Raw genomic sequence first — 11,712 nt, forward strand, 5'->3', positions numbered from 1 at the left:
GATCTTGTTGGTCGGCCGGGCCCCGGGGCGGGAACCCACAACGCCACCCCGCCCCGAGCCTGGCGGAACCGACCTCAGGAAGGTTCCTGAGGAACTTACTTGGCCTTCTCGAGGATCTCGACGATGCGCCAGCGCTTCGTCGAGGACAGCGGCCGGGTCTCCATGATGAGGACACGGTCGCCGACGCCGGCGGCGTTCTGCTCGTCGTGGGCCTTGAGCTTGTTCGTACGGCGGATGACCTTGCCGTACAGCGCGTGCTTCACGCGGTCCTCGACAGCGACGACGACGGTCTTGTCCATCTTGTCGCTGACGACCAGACCCTCACGGGTCTTGCGGAAACCGCGGTCGGTCTTCTGCTCAGTCACGTTGCTCTCGCTCATCAGGCGCTCTCCACCGTCTCGATGCCCAGCTCGCGCTCACGCATCAGGGTGTAGATCCGCGCGATGTCCTTGCGGACGGCCTTGAGCCGACCGTGGTTCTCGAGCTGACCGGTCGCCGCCTGGAAGCGGAGGTTGAACAGCTCTTCCTTGGCTTCGCGGAGCTTCGCGAGAAGCTCCTCGTCACCCAGTTCGCGCAGCTCGGACGCCTTGGTACCGGCCGACATCACGCTTCACCTGCCTCGCGCTTGACGATCCGGCACTTCATCGGCAGCTTGTGGGCTGCGCGAGTGAGGGCCTCACGGGCGATCTTCTCGTTGGGGTAGGACAGTTCGAACATGACCCGGCCCGGGTGCACGTTCGCGATCCACCACTCGGGCGAACCCTTACCGGAACCCATGCGGGTCTCGGCAGGCTTCTTCGTGAGCGGGCGGTCCGGGTAGATGTTGATCCAGACCTTGCCGCCACGCTTGATGTGGCGGGTCATCGCGATACGAGCGGCCTCGATCTGGCGGTTCGTCACGTACGCCGGCGTGAGGGCCTGAATGCCGTACTCGCCGAACGAAACCTGCGTACCGCCCTTGGCCTGACCACGGCGCTTCGGGTGGTGCTGCTTGCGGTGCTTGACCCTACGGGGGATCAGCATGTCGGTCAGGCCTCCGTTCCGGTGCTCTCAGCCGGAGCGGCGGCGGGAGCGTCGGCCTTGGGGGCCTCGGCAGCCGGAGCCTGCTGCGGCTTGCGACCGCGACCGCCACGCTCGCCACCGCGGCCACCACGGCCGGCCGGGCGGTCAGCGCCGCCACGGGCCGGGCGGTTGCCGGCGCGGGCAGCGGCGTTCTCGGCGCGGACCTCGGCGATGTTCTTGACGTCGCCCTTGTAGATCCAGACCTTCACACCGATGCGGCCGAAGGTCGTCTTGGCCTCGAAGAAGCCGTAGTCGACGTTCGCGCGGAGCGTGTGCAGGGGCACACGGCCCTCGCGGTAGAACTCCGAGCGGGACATCTCGGCGCCGCCGAGGCGGCCACCGCACTGGATCTTGATGCCCTTGGCGCCGGCCTTCATCGTGCCCTGCATGCTCTTACGCATGGCGCGACGGAAGGAGACGCGGGAGGAGAGCTGCTCGGCAACGGCCTGGGCAACCAGCTGAGCATCGGTCTCGGGGCTCTTGACCTCGAGGATGTTCAGCTGGACCTGCTTGCCCGTGAGCTTCTCGAGGTCGCCGCGGATGCGGTCGGCCTCGGCGCCACGGCGGCCGATGACGATGCCGGGACGGGCGGTGTGGATGTCCACCCGCACGCGGTCACGGGTGCGCTCGATCTCAACCTTCGAGATGCCGGCGCGCTCCATGCCGGACGTCATCATCCGACGGATGGCGACGTCTTCCTTGACGTAGTCCTTGTACAGCTTGTCGGCGTACCAGCGGGACTTGAAGTCCGTGGTGATGCCGAGCCGGAACCCATGCGGGTTAACCTTCTGGCCCATTACCGGGTTCCTTCCTTGCTGCTGACGACCACGGTGATGTGGCTGGTCCGCTTGCGGATCCGGTAGGCACGGCCCTGGGCGCGCGGACGGAACCGCTTCAGGGTCGGACCCTCGTCGACGTAGGCCTCGGAGATGACGAGGCTGCCGGCGTCGGTGTGGTCGTAGTTGTGTGCGGCGTTGGCGATGGCGCTGTCAAGCACCTTGCCGACGGGCACGCTCGCGGCCTGCGGGGCGAAACGCAGGACCGCCTGAGCCTCCGTGGCATCCATGCCACGGATAAGGTCCACCACTCGGCGGGCCTTCATGGGCGTGACGCGGATGTACCGCGCCTGGGCCCTGGCTTCCATGGTTGTCCTTCCAGTGTCTGTCATGGTCGATTCCACCCCGCGTTAGCGGCGCTTCGACTTCCGGTCGTCCTTGACGTGACCCCGGAAGGTGCGCGTCGGCGAGAACTCGCCGAGCTTGTGGCCGACCATCGACTCGGTGACAAACACCGGGATGTGGGTCTTGCCGTTGTGCACCGCGATCGTGTGGCCGAGCATGGCCGGAATGATCATCGAGCGACGGGACCAGGTCTTGATGACGTTCTTGGTACCGGCTTCGTTCTGTACGTCCACCTTCTTTACGAGGTGTCCGTCGACGAAGGGTCCCTTCTTGAGACTGCGCGGCATCTAAACCCGCTCCTAGCGCTTCTTGTTCGTCTTGCGGCGGCGGACGATGTACTTGTTCGAAGCCTTCTTCGGCGAACGAGTACGACCCTCCTTCTGACCCCACGGCGAGACCGGGTGACGACCACCGGAGGTCTTGCCTTCACCACCACCGTGCGGGTGGTCAACCGGGTTCATCGCCACACCGCGGACGGACGGGCGAACGCCCAGCCAGCGCTTACGGCCGGCCTTACCCCAGTTGATGTTGCTCTGCTCGGCGTTGCCGACCTCGCCGACCGTGGCGCGGCAGCGCTGGTCGACCAGACGGATCTCACCGGAAGGCATACGAAGGTGGGCCATCGTGCCCTCCTTCGCGAGCAGCTGCACCGAGGCACCGGCGGAGCGGGCGAACTTGGCGCCGCCACCGGGACGGATCTCGATCGCGTGGATCGTGGTACCGACCGGGATGTTGCGGAGCGCCAGGTTGTTGCCCGGCTTGATGTCGGCCCCGGGACCGTTCTCGACGCGGTCACCCTGCGACAGGTTGCGGGGGGCGAGGATGTAGCGCTTCTCGCCGTCCGCGTAGTGCAGCAGCGCGATGCGCGCGGTGCGGTTGGGGTCGTACTCGATGTGCGCGACCTTCGCCGGCACGCCGTCCTTGTCGTGACGACGGAAGTCGATCACGCGGTAGGCGCGCTTGTGTCCGCCACCCTGGTGGCGAACGGTCACACGACCGGAATTGTTACGGCCGCCCTTGCTGTGCAGGGGGCGAACCAGCGACTTCTCCGGCGTGGACCGCGTGACCTCGACGAAGTCGGCGACGCTGGAGCCACGACGGCCCGGCGTAGTCGGCTTGTACTTGCGGATTCCCATTTCTCAGTCCTCGTCCGATATTCGGACCAGGGCACTCCGTTAGGAGGCCTGGCCGAAGATGTCGATACGGTCGCCCTCAGCGAGGGTCACGATCGCGCGCTTGCTGTCGGCACGCTTGCCGAAGCCCGTCTTGGTGCGCTTGCGCTTGCCCTGACGGTTGATCGTGTTGACCCCGGTGACCTTGACCGAGAAGACCGCCTGGACGGCCTGCTTGATCTGGGTCTTGTTGGCCCGCGGGTCCACGACGAAGGTGTACTTGCCCTCGTCGAGAAGCGCGTAGCTCTTCTCCGAGACGACCGGCTTGAGGAGGACGTCACGGGGATCCGTGAAGCTCTTGCTCAGCGGGGTCTCGACGGTGTTCTTGCCTTCGGCCTCGTGGCGCTTCGCCTTGGCGACGCGCGCGACCTTCTTGGCCTTGGCGGCCTTCGAGGCAATGCTCGGGTGACGCGTAGCCATCAGGCTTCGCTCCCTTCGGTGTCAGCGGCCTGGGGGCCAGACACGAAGGACTCGAAAGCGGCCTGGGTGAAGACCACGTCGTCCGAGACGAGAACGTCGTACGTGTTCAGCTGGCCCGGCTCCAGGATGTGGACCTGGGGCAGGTTGCGCGCGGAGAGCAGCGCGGCCTCGTCGGAGCGCTCGATGACCAGGAGCACGTTCTTGCGCTCGCTGACCTTGCCGAGGAAGCTCTTCGCGGCCTTGGTGGAGGGGGTCTCGCCCTCGATCACGCCGGTGATGACGTGGATGCGAGCGTTGCGGGCCCGGTCGGTGAGGGCGTGGCGCAGGGCCGCGGCCTTCATCTTCTTCGGGGTCCGCTGCGAGTAGTCACGCGGGGTGGGGCCGTGAACGACGCCACCGCCGGCGAACTGCGGCGCGCGGGTCGAACCCTGACGGGCGCGGCCGGTGCCCTTCTGGCGGTAAGGCTTGCGGCCACCACCACGGACCTCGCCACGACGCTTGACCTTGTGCGTGCCCTGACGGGCCGCGGCCAGCTGCGCGACGACAACCTGGTGAAGCAGCGGGATGCTGATCTTCTCTACATCGAAGATCTCGGCCGGGAGCTCAACGGTCCCGGCGGTGTCGCCGGAGGGCGACAGAATGTCGATGGTGCTCATGTCCTCAAGCCCCCTTGGCCGCGGTACGGACCAGGATGAGGCCGCCGTTCGGACCCGGGATGGCTCCCTTGATGAGGAGCAGGCCCTTCTCCGCGTCAACGGCGTGAACGGTCAGGTTCTGGGTGGTGACTCGCTCGTTGCCCATACGGCCCGCCATGCGGACGCCCTTGAACACACGACCCGGGGTGGCACAGCCACCGATGGAGCCGGGGGAGCGGTGCTTGCGCTGAACGCCGTGTCCGGCGCCGAGGCCCTTGAAGTTGTGACGCTTCATGACACCGGCGAAGCCCTTGCCCTTGCTGTTGCCGGTCACATCCACCTTGACGCCGGCCTCGAACACCTCAGCGGTGATCTCCTGGCCGAGGGTGTACTCGCTGGCGTCAGCGGTACGGATCTCGACGAGGTGGCGACGGGGGGTGACGTCGGCCTTGGCGAAGTGGCCCTTGAGGGGCTTGTTCACCTTGCGCGGGTCGATCTCGCCGAACGCGATCTGGACGGACTCGTAGCCGTCGACGTCGTTCGTGCGGACCTGGGTCACGACGTTCGGGCCGGCCTTGACGACGGTGACGGGAACAACACGGTTGTTCTCGTCCCACACCTGCGTCATGCCGAGCTTCTCGCCGAGGATGCCCTTGATCTGCTTAGCCATTCTCAGATCACCGATCCCTAGAGCTTGATCTCGATGTCGACACCGGCCGGGAGGTCGAGTCGCATCAGGGAGTCAACGGTCTTGGGCGTGGGGTCGAGGATGTCGATGAGGCGCTTGTGCGTGCGCATCTCGAAGTGCTCGCGAGAGTCCTTGTACTTGTGCGGCGACTTGATGACGCAGTACACGTTCTTCTCAGTGGGCAGCGGCACCGGGCCCGCGACCGACGCACCAGTGCGGGTCACCGTCTCGACGATCTTCTTCGCCGAGGAATCGATGACCTCGTGGTCGTAGGCCTTGAGCCGGATGCGGATCTTCTGTCCCGCCATGGCTACTCAGTAGTCCTTTGTCTCGAATAAAACGCTCTGGTACCCGGGGGTTCGCGTCCCGGCCTCCGACCCACGCGGTCGGGTGTGTCGCGCTCCTGCCGCAGAGATATCCACAAGGGATTTCCCTACGAGGGACGCGGCTCCGCCCGAAAGCAACCGCAGGACCGGGGGCTGAACACCCACCGGGCGCCTGGTCTGCACCCCGCTGACACTTCCCGGAAGATTCCCGTACGTCCGCCCCAGTGCTGCCTCACGACAGGTAGGGCGACGAGTACTGTGGGACTCGCTTCCAGTCCTCCCGACGGGAGGCGCGCAGCATCGGCACTCGACCGAGCAACCCCGTTAGTCTGCCATACAGGACACCGCCCTGGCCAATCGAGCCAGGGATCGTACCCCTAAGGTGACGCAGATCAAACCCGGCTCGACCGGGATCGCCGACCCGGTTCCACCAGGGCCTCCGCCCGGGCTTTTTTCCCCGCACCGCTCCCCCGGCCGGGCCATGGACCGCATGGAACCGCGTACCGGAAACCGGGCTCTCAGGAGCGGCGTCGACGCAGCGCCTGCCGGGCATCGCCGACCGCGTACGTGATCTCCAGCCGCCAGGTCTCCAGCTTGTCCAGCACCTTGGACACGACCTTCCAGCACTTGAGCCACAGCGGCAGTTGCCGGAACGGGACGTAGTCGAGAGTGTCGTCGATGGCGTTGCCGGCCATGCTCCTACGGCCGGGGCCTTCCGCCCGTAGCGCCGCATACAACTCTGGTGTCAACTCGCCGTTGAGTCGGGCAGCGGTACCCGCCGCGGTGAACGCGAACCCTCGCTGATCGCGGTCCGGCAACTGCATCGCCCTGACAATCCGAGGCGACGCCTCCTCCAGCGAACAGTTGAAGGCCAGCCCGATCACCGCCGTACCGAGATGATCCGCACCTCGCTCAAAGGCGGCGTCCCACTCGGCTGGGTCGTCGATACCCAGCAGACCCTCGCCGCTTTCCCAGCTCCACCGAGATGCCATGCTCTCCTGTCCCAACGGCCTACCCCGCCCCTCCGCCCTCGTCGACGCCCAGTTCCTTCGCCGCATGCCGACGCGACGGGTCTGGCCATTCGCTCGGAGCGCCGGTGGCGATCCCTCGCAGAACCGCGTGCGCCTCAGGGATCCCGCTCTCGGCGAGCGACTGAACTGCCCTCACACAGAGGCCAGGGGGTGCGGCGACCGTGGCCAAGGTCCCACGCACCGCACGACGCGGCTCCGGCGTCAGCCTCGTCGGCGGCGCAGGGCGCTCCAGGCGTCCTCGATCGTCTCCCCGGACCGCAGCCACCAGCTCTCCAGCTTGTTGCGCACCCCCGAGACGACCTTCCACCACTTGAACCGCGGGGGCAGCCGCCGGAACGGTACGAAGGTCAAGGTGTCCTTGACGGCGTACTCGGCGATGCTTCTGGGCCCCTCCGCGCGCAGTGCCGCGTAAAGCTCGGGGGTCAGCCGGCCGTTGACCCGCGCCGCAGCACCCGCCGCGGTGAAGGCGAACGCGCGCTGAGCGAGGTCCGGCAGCAGCATCGCCCGGACGATCCGGGGCGACGCCTCCTCCAGCGAACAGTTGAAGGCCAGCCCGATCACCGCGGTGCCGAGATGCTGCTCACCCCGCTCGAACGCGGCGTCCCACGCAGCGGGGTCGTCGACATGCGACACACCCTCGCCGCTCTTCCAGTCCCACTCGGGCACCGCGGTCGACTCCACTTCGCTCAGCGCCGTCGACGCACGGCCTGCCGGGCATCGCCGACCGCGTACGTGATCTCCCGGAACGGCACGTAGTCGAGGGTGTGCCGGCGCCCACAGCGATCCTCCGATTCCCCGTCACCGAATCAATCCCACGGATCACGCAGTGGCCTGCGCTTCCACCACTCTGCGAGTTCCGCCTCGGGACGCGTCTTCGTCGGACGCACCCAGGCGCGCAGGGATCGCTCCGGATCCGGAACGCTCGCGGCCGCGAAGCGTTCGTCCAGCTGCGCCAGTAGCTGCCCCAGCGCACCCTCCCGGGCCTCCGCGGGCAGCCCGAGCATCAACTGCTCAAGCGAGTCACGGGAGTCGAGGTCGTTCTCGTAGGCGCTGATGGGATAGAAGTCGTCGCTCGACCAACCGGGCTCCATCCGGCGCACCACACGCTCCCAGGACGCGAACCGATCGGCGACTGAATACACGGGAGTCGTGATCCTCTCCCGCAGCTGCGGTGCGACCCGGGACCGCTCCACCTCAAGACGCTCCGCGTCGCACCGGGCGACGGCCTCCATGACCTCTGCCGACAATTCTGCCCACACGGACTTCGTATCCGGCGCGGATCGGAACACGTCGTGCGGTTCCCTTTTCCTGCCCCGCCGCGCCGGGGTGGGCCCCTCTGCCCGTGTCAACGCCATCACTCCTTCAGTTGCTTCAGGAAGTACTCATAGCCGTCACCGGGCTGCATGAAGGTTCCGTTGTCCCCTTCCCGGATCAGCATCGTTCCCGTCGCATCGTCCCACCAGGCGAAACGAGGATTGCCCGACGGAGTGCTTCGCATGCGGATACCTGGAGAGTTGGTCATCAGATCCTCCAAGTGCTCCGGCACGTCCAGGTCGTCAACGCCCGGAATCCCTCTGTTCTTGATGTCGCCATGCGCCGCGATCTTGTCGGCGAGCATCGGCAGATTGCCTGCCTGACTCGCGGGATCCGGCTTGCCGATCTCGTAGAGCCCAAGCGGGTCGGCCATGAGAAGTGGATCGAGGACATAGAGGAAGGGATTCGGAGCAGGCCCCAGACCGAGCGGATCGGGGCTGACGTAGCCGGCCGTCTCCGGGTCGTAGTAGCGGTGCACGTTGTAGTGCAGACCGGTCTCAGGGTCGTAGTACTGCCCAGGGGATCGAAGCGGCGTGTAGGCGCGGCCTCCGCTCTTCCAGGCAGTGACCCCCCACAACGTGCTCCGCGCCTGCCAGGCAACACCGCCGTCCTCACCGACAAGTTCGGTGGGAGCACCCACCAGATCGGCGACGATGGCAAAAAACCGCGAGTCGATCTCCTCGTGCGAGGCGGTGAGGATGCGTTCGGTCTGGGAGACAGGGCGCAGCCCGTCGTACTCCCAGGACAGGGCCACGGCCTGAGTGCCTTCGGCGTCAGTCGTGACCTGCTCACAGAGACTGGTTCCGTCCCAGGTGAAACGGGTCTCCTCCACCACGGCGGTTCCCTCGACGGCCAAGCGCTGCTTGGCGATGCGGCGTCCCATCGGGTCGTAGCGGTATCGCCAGCGCGTCCCGTCGGGGGTGTGCACGGAGGTGAGCCGATCTTCCGCGTCCCACGTGTACGTCCAGGTCTCCGGCTTACGTGAGAGGCGCGTGTGGTGCCGACGGATCAACCGCCCGTGGTCGTCGTACCGATAACGGGTGGCTCCCGCCCTGACGGTCCGGCCGCCCTCGTGGGCGCGGGGGCCCACCGTTACCTGGCCGGGATGCCGACTCGGCCAGGCGGCGTCCGTCTGCGCGCCGTTCTCGTCGTACGCGTAGGACTCCGTCCAGTCTTCGGCCCGTACGGCGGTGGTACGACCGGCGGCATCCAGCTCGAAGCTTCGGCTCTCCCCGTTCAGGCCGTCGATACCGATCAGATGTCCGTCGGCGCGGTAGTGGTAGGAGCGGTCGCTCACGGTGCGCCCGTCGCCGGTGGCAACCGCCTGCGCTGTGACTCTGCCGAGTTGGTCGTACCCGCGGCTCAGCGACAGAGCGTCGTCCACCTCGAAGGAGAGCAGTCGCCGTGCCGCGTCGTAACGGAAGTCGAGAGTGTGTCCCGCGGTACGAACCTGGGCGACCTCGCCACGGCCGTCGTACATTTTCGTGCTGATCACACCTGTGGGGGTGGTGCGGCTCAGCGACCGGCCTGCCGCATCGTGCACGAAGGTGGTGGTCCGACCGTTGACGGTCTCCGAAAGGAGGCGTCCCTCGGGGTCCCGCCGGAGGACCACGGTGGCGTCGGGGCCCACGGCCTCGCAGAGCCGGTCGTTCAGGTCGTAGGTATACGTGCTGATCGCACCGTCCACGTCCTTGGCGATCATGCGACCGAAGGTGTCCCTGGTGAAGCGGACCGTCTGCCCGAGCCCGTTCCTGCGCAGGACGACCTGGCCCTTGGCATCCCGGCCGTAGCACCTGGCCCGCCCGTCGAAGTCCGTCTCCGAGGCGAGTCGCCCCGCGGCGTCGTACTCGTAACCCCAGTAACGACCGTCAGGGCGGCCCACCTTGATCAGCCGCAGGGAGGGGTCGTACGCGAAGGAGTGGCGGACGCCGTCGGGCCCGGTCCGTGCCGCGAGCAGATTGAAGTAGGTGTACTCGAAGCGTGTCACAGCTCCCATGGCATCGGTGTGGCTGACCCGATTCCCCTCGGCGTCGTACGTCCACACCTCCGTCTGCCCGTCCGCGTCGGTGCGCCGCAGCAGTTCGCCATCCGCGCCCCACTCCATGGCGGTCATGTGGCTCAGGGGATCCGTGACCGTCGCCACGCGGCCGAAGGCGTCGTGTGCGTAGCGTGTGACACCGCCCAGGGGATCGGTGACGTGTTCGGCCAGGCCCGCCGGGTCGCAACGCACCCGGGTGAAGCCCCCCGTCGGATCAGTCACCGATGACAGATGACCGGCATCGTCGTAGGTGTAACGAGTCGTTGCTCCACCGGGCTTGACGACCGTGACGCAGTTGCCGCGGGCGTCGTACTCCCGACGCAGCACCTGGCCGTCCGGGCGGACGGTGGCGACCAGGTGGCCCCGGGTGTCGTATGCGAGACGCACAGGTGCACCGTCCGGGCGCCTGACCTCAAGGAGTCGACCGAGGTCGTCGTAGCTCCTGCTCGTGGTGTGGCCCAGCTGATCCGTCCAGGAGGTCGGCCGGTGGTGCTCGTCCCATGATGTGCGGGTCGTGCCGCCGAGCGGATCGATCTCGGCGACGACCTGGCACCTGTCATTGACGACGAACCGGCTGACAGCGCCCTCTGCGGTGGTGACGGTGGTGATCCGGGCATCGGGCCAAGCGGGGTCGATGCCGTCGTAGTCCAGGCTGAGGCTGAGGTGCCCCGCCTCCCCTCCTTCCGCTACGCATCGGTCCGCCGTGTCGTACGCGTATGAGTAGCCGCGGCCGTTGCGATCGGTCCAGGACGTGATGCGGTGCCGCTCGTCATAGGTGAACCGCATCGGATGGCCCGTGGCGTTGGCGACGGTGGTGAGGCAGCCGTCGGAGTAGCCGTAAGAACGCAGGAGGAGGTTCGAACCGTCCTCGCCCGCGCCCGCAAGGTGAAGAGCCGTGATCCGACCGTCGGTGACCGTGACCTCGATTCGGTAGCCACCGGAGTGCCGGATCGCGAACGGGGTTCCGTCAGGGGCGTGATCGAAATCGATGGTTTCGCCGTTGCGGTTGGATAGGCGCTTGAGGAGAGCGATGCCGTCGATCGGAACGTCGAACTCACGAGTGATGCCGGTGAGCGGGTCATCCACGTGGTATCGGCCATTGCCGAGACGGGTCAGGGGGAAACGCGGGCCTGCCTCGGGAAGCACCGATCGCTGCGGCTCAACGGGATGCGCATAGGTGAGGAGCAATCCGTCCTCGGTGACCAGTACGGCGCCGGCTTCGTCGACTTCCAGGCGCTGGTCAACTGTGGAGGCCCAGGTGCTACCGAACCACCAGCCCGTCCGGTAGTCGGACGCGGCCCTGCGCGTGAAGACGAGAGGCAGGCTGCCGGGCAGACTGACGTCGGTCTCCGGGAAGAACATGGCCCCGGTAGCCATGTCCACAGGGTCGCTGCCCTTGGAGCGGACTGCGTTCTTGAGCCGGTTGTACGCGCCCTTCGCACCGTCCGCCAGCATGCCGCGGGCGTTCTTGCCGAGCCCTCGCGCCGCCAGGCTCATCCCCTTCAGTCCGCCCCTGAGCCCCTTCATCGCCGCCAGGCCGCCCTTGAGGCCCTTGGCCAGGCCCCCGAGGGTCGTGAGCCCCTTCATCCCGGGTATGCAGTCCAAGGCCGCGAAGCCCACATCCCACAAGGACGCTTGGCCCTTCGCGTATTTATTGAGCGTGTCGGCGAGGACGACGAGCGCGGCGATCAGCACGATCGCGCCGAGGATCGGCCCTCCGATGATCATCGCGATGATGCCCACCACGGCGACGACGACCTTGCACACCGTGACGATGGTGTCCCAGTTGTCGGAGAACCAGTCCCCGACCTCCTCCCACCACTTCCGGTTATGGATACCGGCGTC

15 protein-coding genes are annotated in these 11,712 nt (G+C 67.0%); all 15 read right to left on the reverse strand.

What is annotated here, in order from left to right:
* Positions 1 to 95: 95 nt before the first annotated feature.
* Positions 96 to 380 (reverse strand): 30S ribosomal protein S17, encoded by a 285-nt coding sequence (gene rpsQ / locus ACWEBX_RS34135; protein WP_451888645.1) that lies wholly within the window; start codon positions 378 to 380, stop codon positions 96 to 98.
* Positions 380 to 604, reverse strand: coding sequence for a 50S ribosomal protein L29 (gene rpmC, locus ACWEBX_RS34140; protein WP_003998824.1), 225 nt, complete (start codon positions 602 to 604; stop codon positions 380 to 382). The genes rpsQ and rpmC overlap by 1 nt, the downstream gene beginning before the upstream one ends.
* Entirely contained in the window at positions 604 to 1,023 is a 420-nt protein-coding gene (rplP, locus tag ACWEBX_RS34145; protein ID WP_010986348.1) for a 50S ribosomal protein L16, read from the reverse strand. Before rplP ends, rpmC begins: the two co-directional genes overlap by 1 nt.
* Before the next feature lie 5 nt (positions 1,024 to 1,028).
* Entirely contained in the window at positions 1,029 to 1,859 is an 831-nt protein-coding gene (gene rpsC, locus ACWEBX_RS34150; protein ID WP_451888646.1) for a 30S ribosomal protein S3, read from the reverse strand.
* Positions 1,859 to 2,206, reverse strand: a complete 348-nt coding sequence (gene rplV, locus ACWEBX_RS34155; RefSeq protein WP_006604878.1) for a 50S ribosomal protein L22 — start codon at positions 2,204 to 2,206, stop codon at positions 1,859 to 1,861. The genes rpsC and rplV overlap by 1 nt, the downstream gene beginning before the upstream one ends.
* Before the next feature lie 42 nt (positions 2,207 to 2,248).
* Positions 2,249 to 2,530, reverse strand: coding sequence for a 30S ribosomal protein S19 (gene rpsS / locus ACWEBX_RS34160; RefSeq protein ID WP_024755409.1), 282 nt, complete (start codon positions 2,528 to 2,530; stop codon positions 2,249 to 2,251).
* A 12-nt stretch (positions 2,531 to 2,542) separates the two neighbouring features.
* A complete protein-coding gene (gene rplB, locus ACWEBX_RS34165; RefSeq protein WP_153289116.1) occupies positions 2,543 to 3,379 on the reverse strand; it encodes a 50S ribosomal protein L2 in 837 nt (278 codons plus the stop codon).
* Between the two features lie 39 nt (positions 3,380 to 3,418).
* Positions 3,419 to 3,835 carry a 50S ribosomal protein L23 gene (gene rplW / locus ACWEBX_RS34170; protein ID WP_189190335.1) on the reverse strand — a complete coding sequence of 139 codons (417 nt, stop codon included), beginning with the start codon at positions 3,833 to 3,835 and terminating at the stop codon, positions 3,419 to 3,421.
* A complete protein-coding gene (gene rplD / locus ACWEBX_RS34175; RefSeq protein ID WP_037627000.1) occupies positions 3,835 to 4,491 on the reverse strand; it encodes a 50S ribosomal protein L4 in 657 nt (218 codons plus the stop codon). The genes rplW and rplD overlap by 1 nt, the downstream gene beginning before the upstream one ends.
* Before the next feature lie 4 nt (positions 4,492 to 4,495).
* Positions 4,496 to 5,140: a 50S ribosomal protein L3 gene (gene rplC / locus ACWEBX_RS34180; protein WP_355987591.1), complete on the reverse strand. Its 645-nt coding sequence runs from the start codon at positions 5,138 to 5,140 to the stop codon at positions 4,496 to 4,498.
* A gap of 17 nt (positions 5,141 to 5,157) precedes the next feature.
* Positions 5,158 to 5,466 carry a 30S ribosomal protein S10 gene (gene rpsJ / locus ACWEBX_RS34185; protein WP_003948644.1) on the reverse strand — a complete coding sequence of 103 codons (309 nt, stop codon included), beginning with the start codon at positions 5,464 to 5,466 and terminating at the stop codon, positions 5,158 to 5,160.
* Between the two features lie 536 nt (positions 5,467 to 6,002).
* Positions 6,003 to 6,476 (reverse strand): hypothetical protein, encoded by a 474-nt coding sequence (locus ACWEBX_RS34190; protein ID WP_451888647.1) that lies wholly within the window; start codon positions 6,474 to 6,476, stop codon positions 6,003 to 6,005.
* A gap of 240 nt (positions 6,477 to 6,716) precedes the next feature.
* Positions 6,717 to 7,196, reverse strand: a complete 480-nt coding sequence (locus ACWEBX_RS34195; RefSeq protein ID WP_451888648.1) for a hypothetical protein — start codon at positions 7,194 to 7,196, stop codon at positions 6,717 to 6,719.
* Between the two features lie 125 nt (positions 7,197 to 7,321).
* Complete coding sequence (locus ACWEBX_RS34200; protein ID WP_451888649.1) at positions 7,322 to 7,657, reverse strand: hypothetical protein; 336 nt, start codon at positions 7,655 to 7,657, stop codon at positions 7,322 to 7,324.
* Between the two features lie 212 nt (positions 7,658 to 7,869).
* Positions 7,870 to 11,712 (reverse strand): DUF6531 domain-containing protein (locus ACWEBX_RS34205; RefSeq protein ID WP_451888650.1); only part of this gene is annotated, 3,843 nt, incomplete at its 5' end.

Source organism: Streptomyces sp. NPDC005070 (assembly GCF_053600395.1).

What these genes read in the sequence shown, in the direction of transcription:
- rpsQ (WP_451888645.1), bottom strand. Translation starts at nt 380, where the DNA reads ATGAGCGAGAGCAACGTGACTGAGCAGAAGACCGACCGCGGTTTCCGC.
- rpmC (WP_003998824.1), bottom strand. Translation starts at nt 604, where the DNA reads ATGTCGGCCGGTACCAAGGCGTCCGAGCTGCGCGAACTGGGTGACGAG.
- rplP (WP_010986348.1), bottom strand. Translation starts at nt 1,023, where the DNA reads ATGCTGATCCCCCGTAGGGTCAAGCACCGCAAGCAGCACCACCCGAAG.
- rpsC (WP_451888646.1), bottom strand. Translation starts at nt 1,859, where the DNA reads ATGGGCCAGAAGGTTAACCCGCATGGGTTCCGGCTCGGCATCACCACG.
- rplV (WP_006604878.1), bottom strand. Translation starts at nt 2,206, where the DNA reads ATGGAAGCCAGGGCCCAGGCGCGGTACATCCGCGTCACGCCCATGAAG.
- rpsS (WP_024755409.1), bottom strand. Translation starts at nt 2,530, where the DNA reads ATGCCGCGCAGTCTCAAGAAGGGACCCTTCGTCGACGGACACCTCGTA.
- rplB (WP_153289116.1), bottom strand. Translation starts at nt 3,379, where the DNA reads ATGGGAATCCGCAAGTACAAGCCGACTACGCCGGGCCGTCGTGGCTCC.
- rplW (WP_189190335.1), bottom strand. Translation starts at nt 3,835, where the DNA reads ATGGCTACGCGTCACCCGAGCATTGCCTCGAAGGCCGCCAAGGCCAAG.
- rplD (WP_037627000.1), bottom strand. Translation starts at nt 4,491, where the DNA reads ATGAGCACCATCGACATTCTGTCGCCCTCCGGCGACACCGCCGGGACC.
- rplC (WP_355987591.1), bottom strand. Translation starts at nt 5,140, where the DNA reads ATGGCTAAGCAGATCAAGGGCATCCTCGGCGAGAAGCTCGGCATGACG.
- rpsJ (WP_003948644.1), bottom strand. Translation starts at nt 5,466, where the DNA reads ATGGCGGGACAGAAGATCCGCATCCGGCTCAAGGCCTACGACCACGAG.
- ACWEBX_RS34190 (WP_451888647.1), bottom strand. Translation starts at nt 6,476, where the DNA reads ATGGCATCTCGGTGGAGCTGGGAAAGCGGCGAGGGTCTGCTGGGTATC.